The sequence below is a fragment of the Oceanispirochaeta crateris genome (assembly GCF_008329965.1).
Taxonomy (GTDB): Bacteria; Spirochaetota; Spirochaetia; order DSM-2461; family DSM-2461; genus Oceanispirochaeta; species Oceanispirochaeta crateris.
Map to the genome: position 1 here is coordinate 2,627,101 of NZ_CP036150.1, position 24,004 is coordinate 2,651,104.

18 protein-coding genes are annotated in these 24,004 nt (G+C 46.9%); 10 read left to right on the forward strand and 8 right to left on the reverse strand.

From position 1 onward, the window contains the following. Positions 1 to 345: 345 nt before the first annotated feature. From EXM22_RS11925 to EXM22_RS11940, 4 genes are read right to left on the reverse strand one after another with little or no spacing between them, the layout of a single operon-like run. The gene (locus EXM22_RS11925) at positions 346 to 1,818 is read right to left on the reverse strand and encodes a sensor histidine kinase (protein WP_149486740.1); all 1,473 of its coding nucleotides are present in this window, start codon (positions 1,816 to 1,818) and stop codon (positions 346 to 348) included. Beyond that, entirely contained in the window at positions 1,815 to 2,516 is a 702-nt protein-coding gene (locus EXM22_RS11930) for a response regulator transcription factor (RefSeq protein ID WP_149486741.1), read from the reverse strand. The genes EXM22_RS11925 and EXM22_RS11930 overlap by 4 nt, the downstream gene beginning before the upstream one ends. Positions 2,517 to 2,574: 58 nt before the next feature. Further along, positions 2,575 to 5,682 carry an efflux RND transporter permease subunit gene (locus tag EXM22_RS11935; RefSeq protein WP_149486742.1) on the reverse strand — a complete coding sequence of 1,036 codons (3,108 nt, stop codon included), beginning with the start codon at positions 5,680 to 5,682 and terminating at the stop codon, positions 2,575 to 2,577. Further along, positions 5,679 to 6,761 (reverse strand): efflux RND transporter periplasmic adaptor subunit, encoded by a 1,083-nt coding sequence (locus EXM22_RS11940; RefSeq protein WP_168203477.1) that lies wholly within the window; start codon positions 6,759 to 6,761, stop codon positions 5,679 to 5,681. Before EXM22_RS11940 ends, EXM22_RS11935 begins: the two co-directional genes overlap by 4 nt. Positions 6,762 to 6,931: 170 nt before the next feature. On the opposite strand from EXM22_RS11940, the gene EXM22_RS11945 reads away from it, so the two are divergent. Then, complete coding sequence (locus EXM22_RS11945; protein WP_149486744.1) at positions 6,932 to 7,732, forward strand: response regulator; 801 nt, start codon at positions 6,932 to 6,934, stop codon at positions 7,730 to 7,732. 8 nt (positions 7,733 to 7,740) lie between these two features. Here EXM22_RS11945 and sbcB read toward each other — a convergent pair whose 3' ends face one another. Beyond that, the gene (sbcB, locus tag EXM22_RS11950) at positions 7,741 to 9,204 is read right to left on the reverse strand and encodes an exodeoxyribonuclease I (RefSeq protein WP_149486745.1); all 1,464 of its coding nucleotides are present in this window, start codon (positions 9,202 to 9,204) and stop codon (positions 7,741 to 7,743) included. Positions 9,205 to 9,354: 150 nt separating this feature from the next. Between sbcB and EXM22_RS11955 the strand changes: the two genes are divergently transcribed. The 5 genes from EXM22_RS11955 to EXM22_RS11975 all read left to right on the forward strand — a co-directional run bounded on the left by EXM22_RS11955 (position 9,355) and on the right by EXM22_RS11975 (position 13,345). Beyond that, positions 9,355 to 9,621: a hypothetical protein gene (locus EXM22_RS11955; RefSeq protein WP_149486746.1), complete on the forward strand. Its 267-nt coding sequence runs from the start codon at positions 9,355 to 9,357 to the stop codon at positions 9,619 to 9,621. Between the two features lie 144 nt (positions 9,622 to 9,765). After that, positions 9,766 to 10,533 carry a TSUP family transporter gene (locus tag EXM22_RS11960; protein ID WP_149486747.1) on the forward strand — a complete coding sequence of 256 codons (768 nt, stop codon included), beginning with the start codon at positions 9,766 to 9,768 and terminating at the stop codon, positions 10,531 to 10,533. Positions 10,534 to 10,535: 2 nt separating this feature from the next. Next, entirely contained in the window at positions 10,536 to 11,243 is a 708-nt protein-coding gene (locus tag EXM22_RS11965) for a TatD family hydrolase (protein WP_149486748.1), read from the forward strand. Further along, positions 11,221 to 11,976, forward strand: coding sequence for a tRNA threonylcarbamoyladenosine dehydratase (locus tag EXM22_RS11970; protein WP_149486749.1), 756 nt, complete (start codon positions 11,221 to 11,223; stop codon positions 11,974 to 11,976). Before EXM22_RS11965 ends, EXM22_RS11970 begins: the two co-directional genes overlap by 23 nt. A 118-nt stretch (positions 11,977 to 12,094) precedes the next feature. Next, positions 12,095 to 13,345, forward strand: a complete 1,251-nt coding sequence (locus tag EXM22_RS11975; protein WP_149486750.1) for a DEAD/DEAH box helicase — start codon at positions 12,095 to 12,097, stop codon at positions 13,343 to 13,345. A gap of 65 nt (positions 13,346 to 13,410) precedes the next feature. Here EXM22_RS11975 and pepD read toward each other — a convergent pair whose 3' ends face one another. Together pepD and lnt are read right to left on the reverse strand one after the other, a co-directional pair. Continuing rightward, positions 13,411 to 14,844, reverse strand: coding sequence for a beta-Ala-His dipeptidase (gene pepD, locus EXM22_RS11980; RefSeq protein ID WP_149486751.1), 1,434 nt, complete (start codon positions 14,842 to 14,844; stop codon positions 13,411 to 13,413). Then, complete coding sequence (gene lnt / locus EXM22_RS11985; protein WP_149486752.1) at positions 14,841 to 16,430, reverse strand: apolipoprotein N-acyltransferase; 1,590 nt, start codon at positions 16,428 to 16,430, stop codon at positions 14,841 to 14,843. The genes pepD and lnt overlap by 4 nt, the downstream gene beginning before the upstream one ends. Positions 16,431 to 16,611: 181 nt before the next feature. Between lnt and EXM22_RS11990 the strand changes: the two genes are divergently transcribed. Both EXM22_RS11990 and EXM22_RS11995 read left to right on the forward strand, forming a co-directional pair. Further along, the gene (locus EXM22_RS11990; protein ID WP_149486753.1) at positions 16,612 to 18,936 is read left to right on the forward strand and encodes a DNA polymerase II; all 2,325 of its coding nucleotides are present in this window, start codon (positions 16,612 to 16,614) and stop codon (positions 18,934 to 18,936) included. Between the two features lie 101 nt (positions 18,937 to 19,037). Continuing rightward, positions 19,038 to 19,433 carry a PAS domain-containing protein gene (locus tag EXM22_RS11995; protein ID WP_149486754.1) on the forward strand — a complete coding sequence of 132 codons (396 nt, stop codon included), beginning with the start codon at positions 19,038 to 19,040 and terminating at the stop codon, positions 19,431 to 19,433. Between the two features lie 213 nt (positions 19,434 to 19,646). On the opposite strand, the gene EXM22_RS12000 is transcribed toward EXM22_RS11995, so the two are convergent. After that, the gene (locus tag EXM22_RS12000; RefSeq protein ID WP_149486755.1) at positions 19,647 to 20,720 is read right to left on the reverse strand and encodes a DUF362 domain-containing protein; all 1,074 of its coding nucleotides are present in this window, start codon (positions 20,718 to 20,720) and stop codon (positions 19,647 to 19,649) included. A gap of 132 nt (positions 20,721 to 20,852) precedes the next feature. On the opposite strand from EXM22_RS12000, the gene EXM22_RS12005 reads away from it, so the two are divergent. Next, entirely contained in the window at positions 20,853 to 22,088 is a 1,236-nt protein-coding gene (locus EXM22_RS12005; protein WP_149486756.1) for a U32 family peptidase, read from the forward strand. Between the two features lie 102 nt (positions 22,089 to 22,190). Next, positions 22,191 to 23,942 (forward strand): HD-GYP domain-containing protein, encoded by a 1,752-nt coding sequence (locus EXM22_RS12010; RefSeq protein WP_149486757.1) that lies wholly within the window; start codon positions 22,191 to 22,193, stop codon positions 23,940 to 23,942. Positions 23,943 to 24,004: the final 62 nt, after the last annotated feature.

A 24,004-nucleotide genomic window follows, 5' to 3' on the forward strand; every position in this document is an offset into this window, starting at 1 on the left:
AAAAAAAGCCCCTGAAGAAAAGGAGGAAACTTCAGGGGCCAAAAAGCAAAAAGGAAAAAAAGGTAATCAATCTCTTCTTCCAGAGAACCCGGTTAACAACCGAACTCCCATAAGAACTCTTCAGTGAAGAAAAGGAGGAAAACTCCAGCTGAAGATCGTTACTTATTAATTCACTTGTAAATATAATAATCTCGTCTTTTAAAGTCAAGACAACGTCTGAACTTTGTTTCTATAAAGCATTACATCACTGTGAATATACTGATATAGTAAAATTCAATTGTCAGGATTATGTGTGTTTTATATCAGGATTCTATTGGGATACTTCTGAGATAGAGTGAAGGTCCTTTAAGAGGACTCTTTTAAGATCTTAGGAAAGCGGATTTGAAACAAGGCTCCGCCAGTCTTTCCCTCAACAACTCGAATCTGTCCACCCTGATTCTCAACTAAAATTTTACTGATAGATAATCCAAGTCCGCTGCCTCCACTACTGCGAGAGGCATCCATCTTGAAAAAACGGTCAAAAACTCTCTCTCTCAGGTCTGGCGGAATCCCCGCTCCCGTGTCTTCCACTTCTAAAAGGACCTGAGTTCCCTCCCCCTTACAGCGCAATGTAATACCGCCTCCTTCCGGAGTATGCCTGATGGCATTCACGAGCAGATTTTTCAATATTTGTCCCGTTCTATTCCTGTCGCCCATAAAAGAACAGTCCTCCTCCAAATCTTCCAGGAGAGTGATTTTCTCTTTCTCTGCGAGGGCACGGAAATCTTCTAGGCTTTGATGCAGGATTTTGGGAAGAGAGAGGATTTCCCGATCCATTCGATTCTGACCGGACTCCTCACTCGACAGGGTTTGAAGGTTTTTGATCAAACCAGCGAGGTTAACACTTTCCCTGTAGAGAGATTCCAGGCGCGAACGATCTGCTTGATAGACTCCGTCCAGGATCATTTCCAAATTGCCCATGATCAAACTGACAGGAGTTCTCAACTCATGAGCCGTATCGGTTATGATCTGCTTTTTCCATTCCTGAGAGGCTTCCAGTGTTGAGGCCATCTCATTGAATCCTTCTGAAAGGCGTGTCAAGTCATCATCTGAGTTCAAAAATGTTTTTCGAGGCAATTGAACCCGGTAGGCGTAATCTCCCTTCCCGATGGTTACCACACCCTTGTAAAGACTCTTCAAGGGTTTTAAGGCCTTCCCCAGCATCAGGGCTCCCAGCAAGGAAGCCATCAGTGCGGCAAAAGTGGGATAGATGAGAATGCCTCTGAAAATTGAATGATAATAGGAGAATTCTCCCCTCTCAACATCGACTCCGACCTGTCGTCCCGTCAAAACATATCCCGCCAGGACTCCCTGTAAATAAAAAGGTGCTCCTTGAGTAAAACTGTCGGGATGCAAGGTCGTTCCCAAGACTCCAAAATAATCATGGCTCTGCCCCTGAATGACCTTTCCATTCCTATCAACGATGAGAAGAGGAATGACTTCATCTCCTGTGGAGATCATAAGGGAGGGCATTCTTTTCAGAGCTGTTGCGGGGGATTTTTCGGAAGGACGGCTCCCCATCATGGGACCCATCATCTGCCGTCCCGTCCGTGTTTTCGGACTTCCCAGGGAATGAAGGACCATTTCAAGTTGCTCTTCGCTCTCCACACTGCTCAGGGCTTCTGCCAGAGTCAAGGCAATATCCCTGTCTCTCTGATGGGAATATCCCATGAAGGTCTTCATGGTGAAGGAACTCACAAGAAGGATGGAGATGAAGGCACTGAGGAGGATTGAGAAAACCATGATGCTGATCAATCGGGTGCTGAGGGATATTTTCACTTTGAATCCTGCATTTTATACCCGACACCCCAAACTGTGAGGATGTATTCCGGATGAGCCGGGTCCTCTTCTATAAGCTTCCGGATATTCTTAATATGCACATCAATGGACCGTTCATATCCCTCATAGGGATCTTCCTGAAAGGCCTGTAGCAGATCCATTCTTGTAAAGACGCGCCCCGGGGAGCTCACCATTTTTTCCAGAATATCAAATTGAGCGGCCGTCAGATCCACGGCTTTCCCACGGATAGACACGGACCTTTTAATCCTGTCCATGACGAGATCGGCCTGTACCAATATTTGATTATCGGCCTCCTTGGCCTCAGGTCCTGCCTGAGGATGACTTCGGCGGAGAACCGTACGAATCCGGGCAGCCAGCTCTTTCATGCTGAAGGGTTTAGCAATGTAGTCATCCGCTCCCAATTCCAGCCCCAGAACCGTATCCCCTTCATCCGTACGGGCTGTGACCATCAAGATGGGTAGATTGGAATCTTTCCTGATCTCTCTGAGAACTTCTGTTCCATCCAAGCGGGGCATCATGATGTCCAAAAGGACAAGATCCAGCTCTCTAGTCCTATATATTTTAAGAGCCTCAATGCCGTCAAAGGCGGATATGGCCTCAAACCCAAGAGCCCTTAGATAATCGCAGATCATTTCATTGATGCCTGCTTCGTCTTCTGCTACGAGTATTGTTTTCATATTGTCATTAGTATACAACCAAGCTGTGAACAAAGTATGAAGGATCTATAAATCTTAATTAGCCTGGTAGTTCCTCCTTGAGACCCCAGTTTTTATTTTTTGAAGACAGCCCCTTACCTCTATCGAAGAGGACCCCGTAAAAACAGGGAATTAAAATGAGAGCCGTGAGGGTGGAGAAGATCAAACCGAATATGATTGTACTCGCCATGGGTCCCCAGACCACCGACTCTCCCCCCAGCCCTAAAGCGGTGGGCAGCAAGCCCGCGATGGTGGTCAAACTGGTAAGTAGTATGGGTCTGAGCCTAGTTTCGGCGGCCAGAATGACCGCATCGGCCAGGATGGCGCCCTCCTTCCTCAAATCATTGATAAAGCTGATGAGGACAATTGAATCATTGACGGCGATTCCAGCCAGAGCCACTCCGGAATAGAGAACTGTAGTCGAAAAGGGCGTTCCAGAGAGGAACAGATAAAGAACAACACCCACAAAGGCAAAGGGAATGGTCATAAGGATAAGGAGCGGTTGGGTGTAGGAGTTGAACTGCGCGCCCAGGATGAGATAGATGAGAAAGATTCCCAGAAGAAAAATTTGGGCAATTTGGAGAAGCAGGTCATCCAGATCTGAGAATTCTCCTCCCACATCAAGCCGCATGTCGGGATACCGCTGCTGAAACTGTTCTTCATAAAGGGATTTCACCTGGGCATTAATATCGCGGAGGTTCCCCTTGTCATAGGCGTCAGCAGTGAGAGTGATTTCCCGTTTTCCATCCAGCCGCCGGATAGATGCCAGGGCGTTCCCCGGCTCCAGCCTTGTTAACGAGGATAATGGAATCTGCTGACCCGAAGGAGATATGATTTTCAGTTGGGAAAGCTCTTCTGCTGAGAGCATTCCAGAAGAAGAGAAGCCGATGAGGATATCCACTTCTTCATTATTCTGAAAAAAAGTGCTGGCCTTTACACCGTCGAGAGAGGCCCGTAGAAATTGACCGATATACACAGCATTCAGGCCGTAACGGGCCGCTCTGGCACCGTCAACGACAATCCTCAGCTCGGGAGTACCAGCCTCATAGTTGTCTTTGATATTGTACAATTCTGGGTATTCCGCCATCTTTTCAAGCAACACCGAACTCACTCTTGTCAAGTCTTCATATGAATTCCCAAAGAGTCTATACGAGACAGGAGAACTTGTGGGAGGACCATTGGTGGCCCGTCTAAAGAGAACCTGATCCGCACCGGGAATGTCCGAAGTCAAACTTTTAGCTTCATTCATGATGGCGATGATGCTCCTTTGACGGCCCTCACCCTTCTCAGTGAGATCTACCACAATTTGCCCCAGATTTCCCTGGACCGTATTGCCCCCACTTTCCCCTCGGAATCCAACAAAACTGTTAATTCCGGCAAGCTCTCCGTTGCCCACCAGCGGAACAAGGCGCTCTTCAAAACGGCGGATCAGCTCTTCTGTACTGTCCAAAGTAGAACCGGGAGGCAGATCCAGATCGATGTAAAAAAGGGTAAAATCTTCGGCGCTGAATAGATCCTGTTTCAGTCTTGTCACCAGAGAAAAGGAGCCAATCATAAAGACAATGATCACAAGAACGACCCGCTTTCTACGATTGTAGAGCCACCTGAGGATTTGGGAGAACCTGACTTTTATATGCTTGAAATACCGTTCTTCATTTCTGCTTTTTTTCTTGCCTCCCCGCCAGTCTGCGTAATGAGAAGGAAGAAAAAAGACCGCTTCCAGGGTTGAGACAACCAGGGCAATAGAAACGGTCAGGGGTATGATCCTGAGGAATTTTCCGATGGTCCCCGGAAGAAGCATGAGGGGAACAAAGGCCGCCACCGTCGTTGCCGTGGCGGCAGCCACAGGATAAACAACCTGATTGGTTCCCTGAATAGCCGCCTGATGTCGTTCCAACCCGCTCTGTTCTAAGCGGAAACTATTCTCAATGATGACGATGGCATGGTCTACAATCAGCCCCAGAACAAGCACAAGAGCAAAGAGAGTATTGCTGTTAAATGTCTCTCCGGTCAAATCCAGAATCAAGAAGGTAACGGCAAAGGTGACGGGAATTCCCAGGGCGGTCATCAGGGCATTCCTAAGCCCGACAAAGGCAAAGAGCAAAACAACCAGAAGTAACAGACCAAAAAGAGCGTTGTTAACCAGGACGTCTATGCTGTTTCTAATTTGTATGGTGGAATCATTTTGAACATTTAAAGAGATGCCTTCGGGGAGGGAGTCTTTCCACCGGTCCACGATTTCCCGGGTATTTTCTACGATCCTGATGGAGTTCCCACCGGGTATCTTGGAGATTCTCAGAGTCACCGCGGTTTGACCATTGAATCTGGATCTAACACCCCGGGGATCATACCCATCCTGAACTGTCGCAACATCTCCAATTCTGAGAAATCCTTCTGCTCCTGGAATTTGACGAATGATGACAGAGTCCAATTCTTTAACCGACTGAACTTCGCCGATGGTCCTAACCAGATACTGGCGTTTTCCCGTATTCAGCGTACCGGCTGGAATGTTGAGATTACGGCCCTGAAGGGATTGAACCACTTCATTCACAGACAGCCCCAGGGCTTCGAGGCGGGTCTTGTCGACTTCGATAAAGATCTCTCTGTCCCGGACCCCTATGAGATCCACTGAGGAGACATCGGAAATACGAACCAGTTGTTCATACAAACGGTCGGCCTCATCAATCATGGAGGCATAATCTCCATCTCCAGAGAGAACGACCTCTACAACGGGTAGAAAATCATTGGATGAAAAATCATCAACAAGGCTGTCTAAAGTCCCCTCCGGAAGAGAGACCTTACTAAATCGGGTTCGAACGTCCTGGAAGAGTTTGTCGAACTCATCAGATGAGATCCCGCTATCAAAGGCGACCCGTACAGAAGAGACTCCTTCGCTTGTTACAGACTGGATCTGGTCCAGATTATCAAGCCCCTGCATCTCATTTTCAATGGGGATGGTGATGAGTTTTTCCACATCTTCTGCAGCGGCCCCTGGATAGGGAACCAGGATTGTGACCCAGTAAAAGGGAACTTCCGCAAACTGTTCCCGGGGCATCCTGGACAGGCTGATCCCGCCCAATACCAGGAGAGTCACCATGAGGATATTGATCAAAACCGGATTCTTTACCGAAAACTGGCCGATATTCATTCAGGGGTCTCCAATGACAGGGGGGTGGGAACAACAGGATCACCGGGAATGAGGGCATTCAATCCGCTGACAATAAGAGCTTCTCCCGGAATCAATCCATCTTTGACGGCAACTCGGTCTCCCAGTGACTGCAAAATAGAAATTTCCACTGCCTCAGCGGCTCCTTCCCGAATGCGAAACACAAAGGGGAGGCCGTTTCTGTAGACAATGGCCGAAGCAGGAATGATCAGCTCTTTCATCTCCAGCTGTCTGGGACTGATCCTAACCCGGGCTGTCATGCCGGACTTGAGGGTCACACCGAGGCTGTTGGGCCAGGTCACGATGACCGGAAATCCGCCCCCCGCCCGCCTGCTTCCGGGAGAGACTGCTTTCACCAGAGCCTGAATATCATACTCTGGAAGCGGGTTGACCGTGACCTTGGCCACAGATCCAGTCTGAATGAGGGCGATTTCATCCTCTCCTACACTCAGATTGACCCGAAAAGAGGAATTGTCAACGATACGAGTCACAGCAATTCCCGATTGAATATAGCTCCCCACCCCAATGCTGCTATCACGGCTACTTATATAGCCGCTCAAGGGAGCCTTGATGACAGTATTGTCCAGAAGATCCCGGGCCTGTTCCAGACGCAAACGGGCAGATTCCACCTTGGTCAATCCCTGATTGAAGACCACCAGAGAGGTTCCCCCCGTATCATAAGACTTGCGCAAGGCTTCAAATTCAAGTTCTGCGGTCTTCGAATCCTGAAGAGCGAATGTATAATTGATTTTGGGCAAGCGGTCCTCCACTGTCAGCAAGGTATCCCCCTGATTGACAAAGTCGCCGATCTCAAAATTGACAGAATGGATCAAACCGGAAGTCTCACTGATGACATCCGCTTCACGGATTCCTTCCAAAACACCTGAGGCTTCGATGGCCTGGATAAATGGTTCTTCCCGGACGGTCTCTGTGAACACAGCCAGGGCCTCTTTGTCGTTGACTTCCCAGCTCGAAGCAGCGCTTAGGTCATCTTCTTTACGGGATCCGCAGGAAAATATGAAAAGACTCATCAGTACGACAAGGATGCCCCTATTCTTCATGTTTATGCTCCTAATGAAACCTAAACTATAAAAAGAATTTACTGCAGAATCAAACAGTTGTTTTATTATATCGGTTTTTTTCAGTTCCCACCTGTCCTGCATCCGTCTATACTGACACAATCAACAAAAGCGATTAAAAAATATGAAAAGATCACTGTGAAGGAATAGTCATGAAAAAGATTCTGCACGTAGACAACAGCTCATTTGTCCGAAAAATCATCAAAAACATAGCCATAGAGAAAGGGCTTCAGTTTGATGAAACGAACAGCCAAAACGAGGCAATGGAAATTCTGAAACTTGGAGATGTTGACCTGATCATCACGGGTTTGGAACTGGCAGATTCCTCGGGAGAGGATTTTATTACCAATCTCAAAAAATCGGTGAATTCACGGATACCAGTGATTGCTGTCACCTCCAATGACTCCCTGGAAGCCAGAGAAGCGTTATTTGACCTGGGAGTGGTAGACTACATCCTCAAGTCAGAACTGTCACAGAATCGTCTGGACAAATACTTTGATATATTCCTCAATGAAGATGGTTTCACCCTGGACCTGCAGGCCCGCAAGATTGCCGTTCTGGATGACAGCAAGGTAGCCTTGATGACCATCAGAAGCATCTTCGAACTGAACAACATAAGAAATGTACAGTATTTCCAGAATCCTGCGGAACTCCTGGCCAGCAAGGATGATTTTTCAATCTATCTTGTGGATCTCATACTACCTGAAATATCCGGGGAGGAGGTGGTGATGAACCTGAGAAAAAGAGAGGGCGACAAGGTGATCATTGCCATTTCAGGCATCAGGAGTTACAAGTCAATGAGCCAGATTCTTCTCTTTGGCGCCGATGATTATATTATGAAGCCCTTTGATGTGAATCTCTTCCTGGCCCGGATGAAAAACTGTGTAAGAATGCTTTCTCTTATGAAGGAGCTCAGAGAAACCAAGGAAGAACTCAAAAAGCTCAAGGGCTGATAATCCAATCAGGAAGGGGCATATTTTAAGACCTGATCCTTCAGAATCTCTTCATATTTCTCCAACTCTTTCACCACCAGTTTCTGTGCAGGTGTGACATCCGTTGAATACTTCAGGTTTTCAAGGACTTTTAGAAATCCGCCGTGATCCAAGGCTCCACGGGCTTTTGGAAAGAGAATACGCCCCGCACAGGCACTTTTCCAGGCAGCCATTTCCTCCGCATCCAGTGTAGCTGGAAAATTCCTGCCGATGAACCGCCTGAGCATCTCCGGTATCCGGGGATCAAAAAAGTTCAGGGTCAGAGTCTTCAGTTCTTCCGGAGCCGTTTCATGAATGATCTTCATTCTGATCCTGTCATCATCCCGGAAGAAGCCCCCGGAATAGATTTGAAGATCAGGATCATCTTCTACGCTGTAATATTTAGACTTATCCTGATTAAAGACTTCCCGGATTTTTTGCAGTAGTCCTGGATCTGACTGAAGTAGACGGCTGTGTTCTAGACAGGTTTCCTTATCGATGCCCAAACGTAATGCCGCTTCATCATCCAGGGTATTCATGGGAGCGACAATGGGACATTTCCCGATATTGATGTCTTTTAGGGGGATACGCTCCAGCCCTTCATCGGCCAACTCCTTTCTGGGAGTAAACACCCTGTGTCGGATTTCCCCCACAGTAAGTTCCAGTAAAGGAGTAGGATCAAAACGGAGATCAAAACAGTGGATTGAGTTTCGCATCAAGGGATCGACAACAAGGGGAGCCATCAGGGTAGTACAGCCCGTCTGGCTTGTCAGCATACCCGATGTATGTACCAGGGGTTCCCGGCTTTCCAAATTGATGATCTTTTTTATATCATCCTTCTGTCTGTGTTCAAAGAAGTAGTTGTAGATGCGAGGCTGTTTTTCGGCGATGAGGCGGGCCATTCCGATGGTGGCATACACATCGGAAAGCGCATCATGGGCATGCTCATGGCTGATTCCATTGGCTTCGGATAGCTTTTCAAGCTTAAACAGAGGTCTCCCATCCTCGTGTTGAGGCCAGGTAATGCCCTCCGGCCTCAAATCATGGGTCGCCCGGACCAGATCGAGGATATCCCAGCGGCTGTTGCCGTCAGCCCACTCCCGCCGATAGGGGTCCAGAAAGTTCCTATAATACAAGTTGCGGATAAACTCATCATCAAAGCGAATACTGTTGTAACCGGCGACACAGGTTCCAGGCCGGGAAAATTCTTTGTCTATGGCCTTGATGAAGTCATACTCCCTGAGGCCTTTTTCGAGAGATTCCTGGGGGGTGATTCCTGTCACGAGACAGGCATAGGGGTCGGGAATATAATCGGGAGTAATACGGCAATACAGAACAACCGGATCTTCCATTATCTCAAATTGTTCATTTGTGCGGACGGCGGCAAACTGGGCCACCCGGTCCCATCGCGGATTCTTACCGAAGGTTTCCAGATCATACCATAAAAATGTCATTTCATAATGATAAAGGATTCCTGTAATTGGTCAAGTTCATTCGGCAAAGTACTTCTGCTCCCAGACCTGAGGACAGCCCCATGCAGTGTACAGCTTTTTATCTCCTTTTAACCCCTCGGTTTTTTCTCACTCACAAGAGCTCCAAGCCCCATGATAATCAGCAGGAGAGCCAGGATTCCCCCGGAAAACAGAAACCCGAGAATCGCAGCACAGAACGGAAACAGGAGGACCGCAAAAAGGAGAGTTAAAACCAGTTTCAATATGAAGCCAACTCCTGTAAAGATAAGTGTTAAAATAAAGAACAAAAACTTCAGAAAAAATACTCCTGAAAATACAATCAGGAGGGCTATGCCCATTAATTGCAACATAGAATTACCTCACTTCGCAAAATCATCAATAATATCGTATCAAACTTAATACAAAGACCATGCCAATGTCTAAAGATCTGTCTTCAGACCTCTCCTATGAGCACCATTTCTTCTCCAAAGGGGGGAATCCGCCGATTTCCGGCCTGATTTACCAGATCTGTACAACATTCAAACACTGGGATATTCTTGCACCATGGTATTTGAACCGACCCTCACAGAATTGATCATACTGCTTTCAGCGGCCTTAACTGCCGGATTTGTCGACTCCATCGCAGGAGGAGGCGGATTGATCACCCTCCCCGCGCTCCTGGCGGTTGGAATTCCTCCTCACCTGGCACTGGGGACGAACAAACTTCAGGCAAGCTTCGGCTCCTGCACCGCGGCGATCCGCTATACCGGATCGGGCCTGGTGATCAGGGATCAACTCGTTAAAGCGGTCATATTCACATTCATAGGAGCTCTCACAGGAACGGTTCTCATACAGATAATTCCCGCAGACTCTCTCAAACGAGTCATCCCCTTTATTCTTCTGGCCGTGTTTATCTACACACTCCTATCCCCGGATCTGGGCAGCATTGACCGCCGTGCCCGCATGAAGATTTCAATGTTTTACACCCTTGCCGGCTTGACCCTGGGGTTCTACGATGGTTTTTTCGGTCCTGGAACCGGCTCTTTCTGGACCATTGCCCTGGTCATCCTTATGGGGTATAACCTGAAATCGGCCACAGCCAATACAAAGATTGTGAATTTCACCAGTAATATCGTGTCTCTCATCCTCTTCATCATCGGTGGAAATGTTCTCTTTATACCAGGACTGATCATGGCCACCGGTCAGATTGCAGGAGCCTGGATGGGGAGCCATCTTGTAATCCGGCAAGGAACAAAATTCATAAGAATCTTCTTTCTTGCGGTTGTAGCCCTCACGATTATAAAACTCTTTTATCAGGAATTCCTGGGCTGACAATGGTATGTGATGCTCATCTTCACAGCAGCCATCTCCCTCTGGCGGACATATCCAGCGGAGGCCTCTTTCTATCCTGTTCCTCATCGAGTGCCGACTGGGCCCCCCTCCTGAATGATCCCAGGATTATCCCTTTTCTGGGTATTCATCCAGAATGTTTAAAGGATGACTGGGAATTGGAACTGGAGGAGCTGGATCGTATCCTGAAAGAGAATCCGGCAGCGGGATTAGGGGAATGCGGACTGGACAGACGATTTTATAAGTTAATTTCAAGGGAAGAACAGGAACGAGCCTTGAAGGCTCATTTCGATCTGGCGAAGAAATATAGCAGAAGTATTGTCCTACATCAGGTTCAGGCATCGGGTGCCTTGGCAGACTTTATCAGTGGAGAAAAACCGGAAATACCAGTCCTTATCCATGGTTTTTCAGGGTCTAGGGAAATACTCAAACGGTACATCCAGTTAGATCTTTTTATTTCCCTGGGACCCGGAGTGCATTCTGGGGGAGTGGAATTAGCTGAGACTCTGAAACTAATTCCAGACAATAGACTGCTCCTTGAAACGGATTGGCCATACACAGCCGGCAGGGGTAGCACATCATATAAGGAAATCTTAAATCAGCATTACGAGGAGATATCCAGAGCCATGGGAGTGGATTTTAAGACCCTGGCCTGGAGAATAAGAGAAAATGGAGCGGTTTTTACGAATTGATCGTCTCATCGGTCAAGAAAAAAGAGAGACCTTGTCAGAAAAGAGAGTCTGCATTGTGGGCCTGGGAGCCGTGGGAGGCTATGCCCTGGAAGCCCTGGCCAGGAGCGGAATCGGCTCGTTCACCCTGGTAGATTTTGATGTCATTAATTTGACAAACATCAACCGTCAAATTCTGGCTATGGACTCCACTATAGGGACTAGCAAGGTAGATTTGGCCCGACAAAGAATACTGGATATCAATCCAGACTGCCGGGTAGAGGCGCTTAAAATCTTTGCCCATGATGAAACCATGGATGAAATTTTCTCATCCGTTCCGGATGTGCTGGTTGATGCCATTGATTCCATGGCCCCCAAGCTGGCCCTCCTTGAGTATGCCTGGAAGAGAGGGATACCCACGGTCTCATCCATGGGAGCGGCCCTTCACTGTGATCCATTTTCTATCAAACGCAGCGATCTTATGAAATCGAATACCTGCCCATTGGCCAGACAGATCAGACAAAAGCTCCGCCGGAGGGGCGTGGGAAAGGGAATTGTCTGCATCTATTCCACAGAGCTCATCGATTATGAATACAAAGACCCCGAAGAAGAAGAAAATACCCAGAGGAATGAACAGGACTTGGACCGGGGCAGAACCAGGAAAGTTCTGGGGAGCCTACCGACTGTCACAGGGATTTTCGGCCTGCAAATTGCCCATACGGTGCTGCATATTCTGTTGGGTAATCCTCTCAAGTAATGAACCCTAGCTTTATGATACAATCCATTTGCTCAGGAAGTGTAAAATACCTCTATACAAAGGCTTTGAAATTTCATAGAAAGAACCACCCCTGTTCGAGGAGAGAGAACATCAGATTATGAGTGACAAGATATCAGAAAAATTCACAGATTTTGGTTTATCCCCTGCCCTATTGAGGGCGATCAAGGTTCAAAAGTATGAAGACCCCTCTCCTGTACAGATTCAGACCATCCCGGCGGTCATGTCCGGTCAGGATGTGCTGGCAGCCGCTCAAACCGGAACGGGTAAAACCGCGGCCTACACCCTCCCTATCCTAGATCGCCTGACAAGGGGTAATGAGGTCAGGTCAAATCATGTTCGCGCCCTCATCCTTACTCCCACCAGGGAGCTGGCGGCACAGGTATATGACAGCGTGGTGAACTACTCACGCTTTCTACCCCTGAGATCCACCGTTGTCTATGGTGGTGTCAAAATCAACCCTCAAATGATACGGTTGACCAGAGGTGTGGATATCCTGGTAGCCACTCCGGGTCGTCTTTTGGACCTGTACCGTCAGAACGCCATTAATTTTCAGCAGCTTGAGATTCTGATCCTGGATGAGGCCGACAGGATGCTCAACCTGGGCTTTCTATCCGAGGTGAGGGAGATTAAAGCTCTCATACCCCAAAAACGACAAACCTTGATGTTCACAGCAACCTTTTCGGAGGATGTGAGGGCTCTGGCTGAAGAATTTGTCTCTCAGGCGGTTGAAATAACCATTGATCCTGAAGTGATAACCCTGGATGCCGTAAAGCAATGGATCTACCCGGTGGATAAGATGAGGAAAACGGCTCTTTTCATCCACCTTATACAGGAAAATCACTGGGAAAAGATCCTGGTGTTCACAAAGACCAAAAACGGAGCCGACCATCTGGCCCGAAAACTGATGAAAGCCGGTATTTCCACTGCGACAATTCACGGCAATAAGAGTCAGGGAGCCCGAACCAGAGCCCTGGATGAATTCAAAAGCGATAAGGTGTCCATACTGGTAGCAACCGATCTGGCCGCCAGAGGCTTGGATATTGACCAGCTACCCTTGGTGGTAAACTTTGATTTGCCTCACCTTAAGGAAGACTATATTCACAGGATAGGACGCACAGGACGAGCCGGTGCTACAGGAGAAGCCCTGTCCTTTGTCTGTTTTGATGATTTTGAAAAACTCGCCGACATAGAACGGCTCACAAAACAAGTGCTGGACAGGCGGACAGTAGAAGGCTTTGAACCCGAGAAGGAACTGCCGCCGTCCCGTTTGGATCTCCGCCCATTTAAACCCAAAAAGCCGAAGAAGCCCAAAAAAAAGAAACAGATTGAGAGTCTTACCGGGAATTGATTCTTCTTAGATTCCCCCTCTTGCGATTCTATCGGCAAGGCGGGGGAAGTGTCCAAAGAATCTATCTACTTAAAAGATTTCAGCAATTCAACCATAAAGAACCGAAAAGGCTCCAGAGAAGGCACATACAGGCGTTCCTCCGGTGTATGGGGATGCTTGATGGTCGGTCCGATTGAGATCATATCCATCCCGGAAAATGCATCACCGATCAATCCGCATTCCAGACCCGCATGAATTGCCTCAACGACAGGTTCTTTTCCAGTAACTTTCTTATATACATCCACACTCTTTTTCAACAGTTCAGACTCGGGATTTGGTTTCCAGGAGGGGTACTTATTGAGGGTATCACAAGTTCCTCCAGCCAGCTCAGACAGGGCAACCATTTTTTCATTCATATCCTTGAGTTCAGACATGACTGCGCTCCTCTGGCTCGTCAGAAAGTCTGCCTGTTCCGAGCTGATAGAAGCCCATGCCAGGTTACTCGAGGTTTCCACAAGACCTTCTATGACAGAAGAAACCTTTTCCACCCCATGGGGGATCAAGCGAATGATCCGCAGAATCATTTGGCCCGCTTCTTTCGTTAGAACGCGGATGACATCAGGCCCATCTTCCAGTTTTAGAGAAAGTCCCTCCTCTACCGTTCCCGATTCGTTCATGAAAATCTGTTCCCATTCAGAAACAATGGACTGTATATCCACGTCGGATGAGAGGGTAAAATGAGCGACCGCATCCCGGCAGATGGCATTGGAAGCACCGCTCCCCCCCTTCAACTCTGCTAAGCGGAAAGACTCAAATGGAACAAGACTGGTCAAGACACGCTCGGCCATCTTCAGGGCATTCCCCAAGTTCAGGTTGATGTCCATCCCCGAATGACCGCCCTTCAGACCTCCAACAGAGAGGGTGTAAGCCTTGAGACCTGAACCTGCTTCTTCAGAATTCAGGGGAATCTTCATCCGGCTGTCTGCACCACCGGCACAGCCGATGGTAAAAATTCCCTCATCCTCAGAATCCAGATTGATCAGGATTTTACCCTCGACAAATCCCTCTTCCAGATGATTGGCACCAACCAGGCCGATCTCTTCATCACTTGTGATGAGAATCTCGAGAGGGGGATGCACGGCTTCTTCATCGCTGACCAGATCCATCACCAGAGCCAAAGCGATACCGTTATCCGCTCCCAGAGTGGTCTTATCCCCGCGAATCCAATCGCCTTCACGGACCAGAACAATGGGATCTGTCTCAAAATTATGATCCGATTCCGGCAGTTTTTCGCAGACCATATCTGAATGCCCCTGAAGGACAACAAGAGGAGAGTCCTCATATCCCTTAGTTCCCGGAACCCTGATGACTAAATTATTATATCCGTCCCGTTTAACCTTATACCCCTGGGCTTCACCCCAGGACTGAAGCCAATCTGTGATGGGTCCGCTATTCTGTGATTTCCGGGGAGTCTTATTAATTTCACTTAAATAGAAAAGTATTTGGTCAGTATGATTCATTTTTCGCCTCTTTTTTTAAGTATAGTAAACAGAGTGAGACCTATCCCGAAGATTATGGATAAAATCATGATTAATCTGTCAAATAGAAAATTAGTTCGTGTATAGACCGTGGATACACCATCATATACCGGAACATCCACTGTCAGGATATCCGCCGTGAATGGTTCCAGGTATTCTACAATTTTACCATTGGGATCAATCAGACAGGTAAAACCACCGTTGGTTGCCCGGATCATGGACCGTCTGTTTTCAACAGAACGGAAGACAGCCATACCCACATGCTGGATAGAGCAGGCCTGGGCTGGAGACCAGGAATCATTGGTCACGTTGACGAGGACTTGAGCCCCTTCTCTGACAAAGTTCCGGCTGAGATAGCCGAAGGTATCTTCAAAACAGATAAGGGGGGATGCTTTTACTCCGGCCACATCGAAGACAGAGTATTCGGCTCCTTTTTCATAAAAGGTCGCTCCATTATCCAGGATGTATTCATAAAACCTGGGGAACAGCTTCGTATATGGAAAATGCTCTCCAAATGGAACCAGATGAATTTTTCTATAATTGTCGACAATATCCTTTCCCTGAAACTGGAGAACCGAGTTATATGTAATCATCTTTCCCGCAGACAATTCGGAATCGTTATTCCCAATCAAAAAGGGAGTGTCTTTGTCTTCCAGAAAGTCTAAAAGTCTCTGAACAAGAGCCAGGCGTTCCCGATCCTCGCGGCGTTTATTGTGCCATTGGATAGAGGGAACAAAAGAGGTTTCGGACCAGACGACTGCATCCGGTTCATCTGCCATGGCTTCCTCGGAAAGCTCCAACAATTTATCCAGAGCTTTGGCATACACCTCGGTACCGCTGAGCCATGCATTGATATCATGCTGGATTAGAGAGGTTTTCCACACTGGGCTATCATCATAATCCACCCTATTCACATGGGAGTAAACAAGACTTCCTGTTAGTATGAGCAGATAGAGACATCCGGGAATAGCAAGGAATTTTGCCTTTTTTAGGAGAGAGAAAGCTCCCCCCACCTCTTTTCTGAAAATGAGATACCTGGCAATCCAGAGAGAAGGAAAGACAAGGAGCCCGGACACCCCCAAAACTCCTGTGAGATCGGAGATTCCAATGACAGATAGATTCCGATACTGTGAGTAGCCGAGTATTCCATATGAATATCCCAGAAAACCTTTGGTTCTGAAGATCTCAAAAGCCAGCCAGAAAACAAGCTGCATAAGATAACCCCAACGAGGAAAAGTCTTATCTGCCCATTTAAAGACAGGGAACCAAAACATGAAATAAACCGCATAAATCAGAGGAACCACGACAAAAGAGGTAGGATTAAACTTTGCAAGCCAGAAATTAAAGAGGCTATAGGCAAAATAACCGTAAAGAGCCCCGTAAAGAATGCTTTTAAGAAACCCGGCCCGATGGATCAGGAGAAAGACTGGAATCAGGGCAAACCACGCAAGAAAGCCGAAACCCCAGCGATAGAGAAAATTGGGAAAGGATAGTGCAAACAGCAGGGATCCACTGAGAAGGAGAAACAAATCCGCCAGCCATGGGTATTTTTCAAGGATTTTCATCATGATAAGAACTCCGTGATTTTCAAATATAAAGGACCAGGAAAGGCCGCAGCAAATAAGAAAAGATTGTATCCCAATTCAAAGAATTGGAAAAGGATAAAGATCAATGGCTCTGGCGAAATGGGAATACTGATTTTGCAAAAGCAGCCCTTTGGAGTCTATAATCGGAGGACAGGAGAGAAGAATGCATCAGGGATACATACTCACATCAGAAAGTCTGGATATCCAGGACCGGCATGAGATTCATCTAAGCGGGACAGGTCCGGAAGGCCCTTTCTTTATAAAAATAACGGACAATAAACCTGTTTTCTTTGTCCCCGGGAGCCTAGAACTTCCGCCCTTTGATTTTTCTTTGCGTAAACCAGTTCAACTGACAAGCTACTCCGGTGAATCCGTAGATGCCCTCTACTTTGATTCACTGCATCAGTTCTTTGGAGCCAAGGAAAAACTGACAAGCCAGGGCTGCCGGGTCTACGAGAGCGATGTATATCCTTCGGAGCGGTTTTTAATGGAACGGTTTATTACAGGAGCCATCTGCTGGGATGGCCCGGGCAGGATAGTAGATGGGGGAACTCTTTATGTGAATCCCAGGATATCCGCCCCCGAAGAAGGGACCAGCTCAAAACCGGAACTGAGAGTCCTCTCTCTGGATATAGAAACAGGACAACAGGGAGAGGTCTATTCAATTGCCATGCATGGGACGGGGTATAACTGCGTCTTGAAGGATTTTAAAAAGGTCCTGATCCACAGCGACCACAAGAGTATCGAAGGTGATTTTCAATACTGTCAGGGAGAGAAAGAAACCCTGAAGGCCTTTCAAGCCTGGATTCGTAAATGGGACCCCGACATCATCATAGGATGGTATGTGATCGGCTTTGACCTGACCTTTCTTGAAAACCGCTTCCGTCACTTTGGAGAAGCATTTTTACCGGGCAGGGAGAACCAGCCTCTCAAGATCAAGGAAAACAGAGCTGGATTCTTTTCGGCAGAATGCAGGGGCCGCCAGATCATCGACGGACTGCAGACTATGAGGCAGAATTTTTATAAATTTGAGAATTTCAAGCTGGAGACCGTGGCTCAGGAACTACTGGGACGAGGCAAAGACATTGAAGAAGAGGGGGTGAGCAAGGTAGAAGAAATTGAACGCCGATATAAAGAAGATCCCGCAGCTCTGGCAAGATACAACCTCGAAGACTGCATCCTTGTGAGCGACATATTTAAAAAGACTGACCTATTGGGACTTATCCTGGCGAGGAGAGAGATGACAGGACTCCCCCTGGACCAGGTGAATAGAACGGTGGCGGCCTTTGATTTTTTCTACCTTCCACGGCTGCACCGCCATGGACTGGTGGCCCCGGATTCCGGAGATGTACAAGCGGGAGAGTCGGCAAGTGGAGGCTATGTTTTTGCCGGAGAACCAGGCCTTTATGAACAGGTCATAGTGCTGGATTTCAAGAGTCTGTACCCCTCGCTTATCAGAACCTTCCACATTGATCCCCTGGCTTTGATCCAAAATGGAAATCAGAGCATCACCACCCCTACGGGACACAGTTTCTCCAAGACCGAAACCATACTCCCCGACTTTCTGGCAGAAGCGATGAACAAACGAAAAAAAGCCAAGGAAGAACACAATGAACCCCTCTCTCAAGCCGTGAAAATTTTGATGAATTCCTTTTACGGCGCCATGGGAACGACAGCCTGCCGCTTTTACAATCCCGACCTGCCTAAAGCCATCACCGGTACGGGGCAATGGATACTCAAAGAGACAGTACAATGGCTTAGAGGAGAGGAGTATAAAGTCATTTATGGCGATACAGACTCGGTTTTTATCTGCCTGAAAAAGGCCGAAACTCATAGACCCGAGGAATCAGGACTCCGCCTGGCAGAGAGGGTCAATCATTTTATTGGGAACAGAGTAATGGAGATCTCTGGCGTATTTTCCCACCTTGAAATTGAATACGAAAAGCTTTATAGAAAATTCTTTCTTCCCCCTCTGAGGGGGAGCGAAACAGGCGCCCGCAAAAGATACGCGGGGCTCCTCGTGAAAGGAGGAATTGAAAACCTTGAATTTACAGGAATGGAATTTGTCCGTTCTGACTGGACAGAAATGGCCCGGAACTTCCAGTATGAGCTATACAGGCAGTTTTTTCACAATGAAGATGCCCAGGGATGGATCAAACAATACATGGAAGACCTCCGAAGTGGAAAAATGGATGACGAACTGGTCTACAAGAAGGGCTTAAGCAAGGATCCCGAAGAGTATACAAAAAACATTCCTCCCCATGTGAAGGCGGCTCTCCTCCTCCCCGCGGAAGAACGAAAAAAGCTTAGATCCATCGAATATATGATCACTCCATCCGGACCGATGCCCCTGAGTTTGGCACCATTAGAGCCCGATTACGACCATTACCTCGAAAAACAGATACGGCCCATAGCCGAAACCATACTGCCTTATATGGGCCTGACCTTTGATGAGATTTGCTATGGAAAACAGCTGGATTTATTCTGATAGCCTCCCGGATAGGCAGGGGGGAGCGTCCAGAATCTTTCACATTTTTCAAGAAAACGGGTTTATACTATAGAAAAATGTGAACAGGAGCTCCGATATCAATGTCTTCCGGCCTCCAAGAAAATATAGTAGAAGTTCTTCAGGAAGAGAATACCATAGTCTTTGTCATGAGCCATACAGGGAAATACCTCAGCCTCCTGGGTGGGTCCAACAGAGGACTCTATGCGGACGGTTCAGTACTTATTGGCAAGAGTTATCCTGATGTTCTTAAAAAAGAAAAAGCAGAGTACTTCCAATCTCTCCTGGATAAGGTGATTGAAACCAAGGAGCCTCTGGAAGTGGAATATGAACTGAGTTCTGCTGATTTTATTGAAAAACTGAGCAACGGCCCCTCGACCTGTCAGAAATACAGGGTGAATATTTTTCCTCTGGAGATAGACCCTCAGGAAAAACTCCATAAAGTAGTATGGGCAGTGCATAACATCACCGATCAATAACCACACTTACCCGGCATCACCTGCATCAGGGCGCAAAAAAACCCCGCTTCATTGTCCCGGGGTTAGGTATATCACTCGGCTTTATCTTGGGTCTTAATGACCTCTCTGACCGATTGAACTTTGCTTTGTTATATAGGTATTATCATCGGCTAATGTCATGATTTTGTTAATAAATAATATGATTTCCATGAATCCCAAGCCTGAAAAAACCAATCAACTTAAAAAGTTCACTATATCTGCTGCACTGGGCGGACATCCGGGTACAGAGGAAGAACAACCCTTCAAGCATTGCCCTATTCCTATTCCTTCCACAGAAGATCCTTTAAATCCCTGCCCGATCTTGACGGTTTCAGGAATGGGCAGGCCTTTCTCACTCATGATTTTCAAGGCTTGCATCAACGAGGCATAACAGGCACTACAGGCACCTTTCTCATGAATGTGATGGGATAAAGATCTTGCCATGGAAGAACGCTGGAGACTTCCAAGTCCTTCTCCTTTATTCAAGGGAATAAGAGTGTCTGATTTTAGCTGTGTAGAACCGGCCCCCAAAACCGCAGCCTTGCCAATATAGGGAACATCATCGATATTCAACCCCAGGAGAGAGCAGCCATAACTGTCCAACAGAACAGGATCAAAAGCCGCCATAAAGAGGTTCAGAGTTTGAGGATTGCCGCCCTCCTCAAAATCGGGATCCCCTTCAAGGGCATCCACTAAAATAAGATCGGCCTTTAGAATCTCGTTCAAATCGGCAATGGGCTGAAATAACCCTTCCCGGTGGTAGCGCTGTTTCTCACTGTCAGGAATGCAGCCTTTTAGATTTTTAAGGGCGCAGGTCATAGCTGTCTGGCAGTGGCCTTTCAAAACGGGAATATTGATGAGCCTGTCCAGCTCCAGAATAGATCGGCAGATTCGGTAGTCTCCATTGCTGGCTTCCAGAGTGACCGAGTCATCCTTTTGCAGGTCAACAAGAGGTACTGAGTATTTTTTGGATAGCTCGCTGTACCCGCAGATGCGGAAAGCCCGCTCCGTTCTGTCTCCCACCCAGGACCCTTCGAGAATACTGAGATTTTCAAATCCCTGTTCCTGGAGAAAAGAGATGATGCCCCCGCAGAATTCAGGATGTGTTGTGGCGCCGGAAGATGCTTTTTTTGAAACGACCAGATTGGGTTTTAATCCGATAGATTCAGTTTTTGACCAGGTTTTCCAGGCTCCTGAGGCTTCCATTAGTGTTCTTCCTGCTTCAAATGGATCGGTTCCATACCAGCAGAGTATATTGTCTTCGGTCATAGGATGCTCCTTATCATATTTTTATATACTGAATCGCAATTATTCTATCATAAGTCATATTAAAAGGGATATATCTCCTAGAGGGTATCTATCCTCCTTGACCTGTCGTCATTTTCTCCCATAATTATGCCCATGGAATTACTCTCACCCGCAGGAAATGTGGAAAAATTAAAATACGCTTATCAATATGGTGCTGATGCGGCCTACATCGGTCTGCACAGCTTTTCACTCAGAGCCAAGGCCGACAATTTTGGCCAGGATGAGGCTGAAGAGATTGCTCGAATCAAGGGTGACAAAAAACTCTTTTGCGCCTTAAATATATTCTTTCATAACCAGGATTTGTATCGTCTGGAAGAGTCTCTAGATCAATTTGAAGCCTACCCTTTTGATGCTTTTATCATCAGTGATATGGGAATTGTCCGCACACTTCAGAAACGATTTCCAGGAAGAAGCCTTCATCTGAGCACCCAGGCCAATGCTCTAAACAGCGATGCGGTCAAACTCTACAGGGATCTTGGCTTCAAGAGGGTCATTCTGGGGCGGGAGTGCTCTTTACAGGATATCGCCAGAATCAGGGCAGATGTACCCGATATTGAATTGGAAGCCTTTGCCCATGGTGCCATGTGCCTGGCCTATTCAGGCCGCTGCTTCCTAAGCAAGTGGATGATAGACCGCTCGGCAAACGACGGCAGCTGCGCCCACTCCTGCCGCTGGGATTACCGGCCCCTGGAAGGACCGGCCAACACGGAGATGGTCCTGGAGGAAGGAGAGAGACCCGGTGAATATTATCCTATTTACGAAGGGGACGGCTTTACCTCCATCCTATCCAGTAAAGACATTTGTATGATCGACTATATGAAGGAATTGAAGGATACGGGTATCGACTCCCTTAAAATTAAGGGACGGATGAAGTCCATCTACTACACCGCAATTGTAACCAGGGCTTACAGAAAGATGATTGACTCATTAGAAGGTAAAAAAGATCCTCAGCTTGAAGGCTATAGGGAGGAACTCATGAAGGTCAGCCATAGGGAGTTCTCCACTGGATTTTACTTTGGCAAGGATGACATAGAACAACCAACCGGTAAGATGGAAGCATCCCCCTATAAATTTCTTGGTTCCATAGGCAAAGAAATATCCCCGGGAGAATATGAACTGGATGTGAAAAACCAGATTCTCACCAGCCGGGAAATTGAATATATAGGACCCGACCTGCTCTTCCAGGCAGATAACAGTTTCTCCTTAAAAGATCCGGAAGGTGTTCTCATCGAAAAGATAGATCACGGGAAACCCTGTACGATCATCCCCGGTTGTCCGGTGAAGGAAGGTTATATTCTAAGGCAGAATATCCAGAACCAAGCTAATTAAAAGAATATCAACACTCCGGCTGATCCCTTCAGTACAGCCCCAAAAAAAATTGTTGCCTCTTATGGGTCATTGAATTAGGATACATCAGGTGATGGTCAATAAATGAAGGCTAAAAAAAAGATTCCCTACTATCTCTGGATCATAAAAGCACGGAATTTGATGATAAAGAAAGAGGAGCAGGGAAAGACTGACAGCCTTCTTTTCTGGCAACAGTATATCTTCGTGAGTCTGATGGTGACCATGAACACCATGGGGCTGGTTGTCCTTGTTCCCGGGATGAAGCAATTTATCGAAGAAGGCATGAAATTTGCGGCTATTGGATTGGCTGCATTCTACGTCTTCTTTGTTATCCTTTCCTTTTCTATCTTTATAAGTTTCAAATTGCGACAAAAGATGATTGCCTGGGGATTTTATGCTCTCAGTATCTTCATTTTAATCTTTACCGGTCCCTGGGGGGCCGGACAACTGTATTTATGCACAGCCTTTGTTCTCATCCTCTTGCAAACTGAAAAAGATAATAGCAAGGAAATTATTCTAATCAATATTCTTGTCTTCGCCCTGCTGAGCCTCCTTTATATTTTTGGCGAAAGTCCAATGTTAACTTTTAAGGACTATGGAGCTTACTGGTGGCTCATCGTTTTTAATTCCATTACTGTTAGTCTATTCATTGTTCTGATGATTGATCTGATAATGAAAGGTCTGAACCGCCGGTTTAAAAAATCTAAACTGACCAATGCCAAGCTGGAACGGACTCAAAATGGGATTCTCAGGCAAATACATTTGCTCAACAGCCTACGCCAATCCGGAATGGTAATCATGGATTCGAGGCTTAAATACGAAGAGCGGATGCAATCGGCTTTGCTGTCCATCAAGGAAGAGCTACCCTGTTCCGCCCTCAGTGTATCTTTAGCGAAACAGGGTTCAAATGAGGCTCAGTGCATTGCTTCAATACCGGATTCTCTAATAGAGGAACACAATGAAATTCCGAAAATTAACGGTCCCTTTCTGCTCCTGAAACAGGATGAATTGGATCATGCCCTACAGCAATCCAATGTTATGAAATTTATCAAACCGGGTGAACTCTATTTTGCAAGTCATTTTTTTACTCCCGACTCTATAGGATTTCTGGAGTTACTCCTGGGACAGGCTCCTGTGGAAAGTGACCTGAACTTTCTCCAAATGAGTCTTTTTCAGCTCAGTGCCGCCATCACCAATGATCAACTGATTCAGGATATCAGGCAGAGTCATGATATTCTTGAAAGCTCCTATGATGAAATCCTTCAAGCCTGGGCCAAGATCCTGGAATTAAGAGATTTAGAGACAAGGGGCCATAGCAGCCGTGTTGTCAGCATTTGTCTGAATATTGCAAAAATGATCAACCTTCCTCTGGAGGACCAGGTTCAGTTGAAACGGGGAGCCTTCCTCCATGACATAGGCAAGTTGGGGATTCCCGATAGAATACTTAAGAAAAAAGGTCCCCTTACAGAGGAAGAATGGGAACTGATGCGGCAACATCCCGAAATAGGACGAAATTCTGTTATGAATATTCCTTTTCTAAAGCCGGCTATCTGTGTTATTTACCATCACCATGAGCGCTGGAATGGTAAAGGTTATCCAGAAGGACTCAAGGGAGAAGAGATCCCCTACCCGGCCAGGATTTTTATGATCGCCGATGTATATGATGCTCTGATATCAGACAGGCCCTACAGGAAAGCGATGAAGCAGGATGAAATTATTGAGTATATGCTTTCCGAGAGAGGGACTTTTTTTGATCCCGATCTTCTTGATCTCTTCTTGAAAGATATTGAGAATTTGACAGACCAGAAGGTTTTCGACACCTTTCCCCTTCAGTAAAAATCGGTCCCTAGGGGAATTGACATTTTAGTACCTCCATGATAGCTTGATCAGGCATTAAA

Bases quoted from the DNA above. Each gene is read 5' to 3' on its own strand.
- EXM22_RS11930 (WP_149486741.1), bottom strand. From the start codon at position 2,516: ATGAAAACAATACTCGTAGCAGAAGACGAAGCAGGCATCAATGAAATG.
- EXM22_RS11935 (WP_149486742.1), bottom strand. From the start codon at position 5,682: ATGAATATCGGCCAGTTTTCGGTAAAGAATCCGGTTTTGATCAATATC.
- EXM22_RS11940 (WP_168203477.1), bottom strand. From the start codon at position 6,761: ATGAAGAATAGGGGCATCCTTGTCGTACTGATGAGTCTTTTCATATTT.
- EXM22_RS11945 (WP_149486744.1), top strand. From the start codon at position 6,932: ATGAAAAAGATTCTGCACGTAGACAACAGCTCATTTGTCCGAAAAATC.
- sbcB (WP_149486745.1), bottom strand. From the start codon at position 9,204: ATGACATTTTTATGGTATGATCTGGAAACCTTCGGTAAGAATCCGCGA.
- EXM22_RS11955 (WP_149486746.1), top strand. From the start codon at position 9,355: ATGATAATCAGCAGGAGAGCCAGGATTCCCCCGGAAAACAGAAACCCG.
- EXM22_RS11960 (WP_149486747.1), top strand. From the start codon at position 9,766: ATGGTATTTGAACCGACCCTCACAGAATTGATCATACTGCTTTCAGCG.
- EXM22_RS11965 (WP_149486748.1), top strand. From the start codon at position 10,536: ATGGTATGTGATGCTCATCTTCACAGCAGCCATCTCCCTCTGGCGGAC.
- EXM22_RS11970 (WP_149486749.1), top strand. From the start codon at position 11,221: ATGGAGCGGTTTTTACGAATTGATCGTCTCATCGGTCAAGAAAAAAGA.
- EXM22_RS11975 (WP_149486750.1), top strand. From the start codon at position 12,095: ATGAGTGACAAGATATCAGAAAAATTCACAGATTTTGGTTTATCCCCT.
- pepD (WP_149486751.1), bottom strand. From the start codon at position 14,844: ATGAATCATACTGACCAAATACTTTTCTATTTAAGTGAAATTAATAAG.
- lnt (WP_149486752.1), bottom strand. From the start codon at position 16,430: ATGATGAAAATCCTTGAAAAATACCCATGGCTGGCGGATTTGTTTCTC.
- EXM22_RS11990 (WP_149486753.1), top strand. From the start codon at position 16,612: ATGCATCAGGGATACATACTCACATCAGAAAGTCTGGATATCCAGGAC.
- EXM22_RS11995 (WP_149486754.1), top strand. From the start codon at position 19,038: ATGTCTTCCGGCCTCCAAGAAAATATAGTAGAAGTTCTTCAGGAAGAG.
- EXM22_RS12000 (WP_149486755.1), bottom strand. From the start codon at position 20,720: ATGACCGAAGACAATATACTCTGCTGGTATGGAACCGATCCATTTGAA.
- EXM22_RS12005 (WP_149486756.1), top strand. From the start codon at position 20,853: ATGGAATTACTCTCACCCGCAGGAAATGTGGAAAAATTAAAATACGCT.
- EXM22_RS12010 (WP_149486757.1), top strand. From the start codon at position 22,191: ATGAAGGCTAAAAAAAAGATTCCCTACTATCTCTGGATCATAAAAGCA.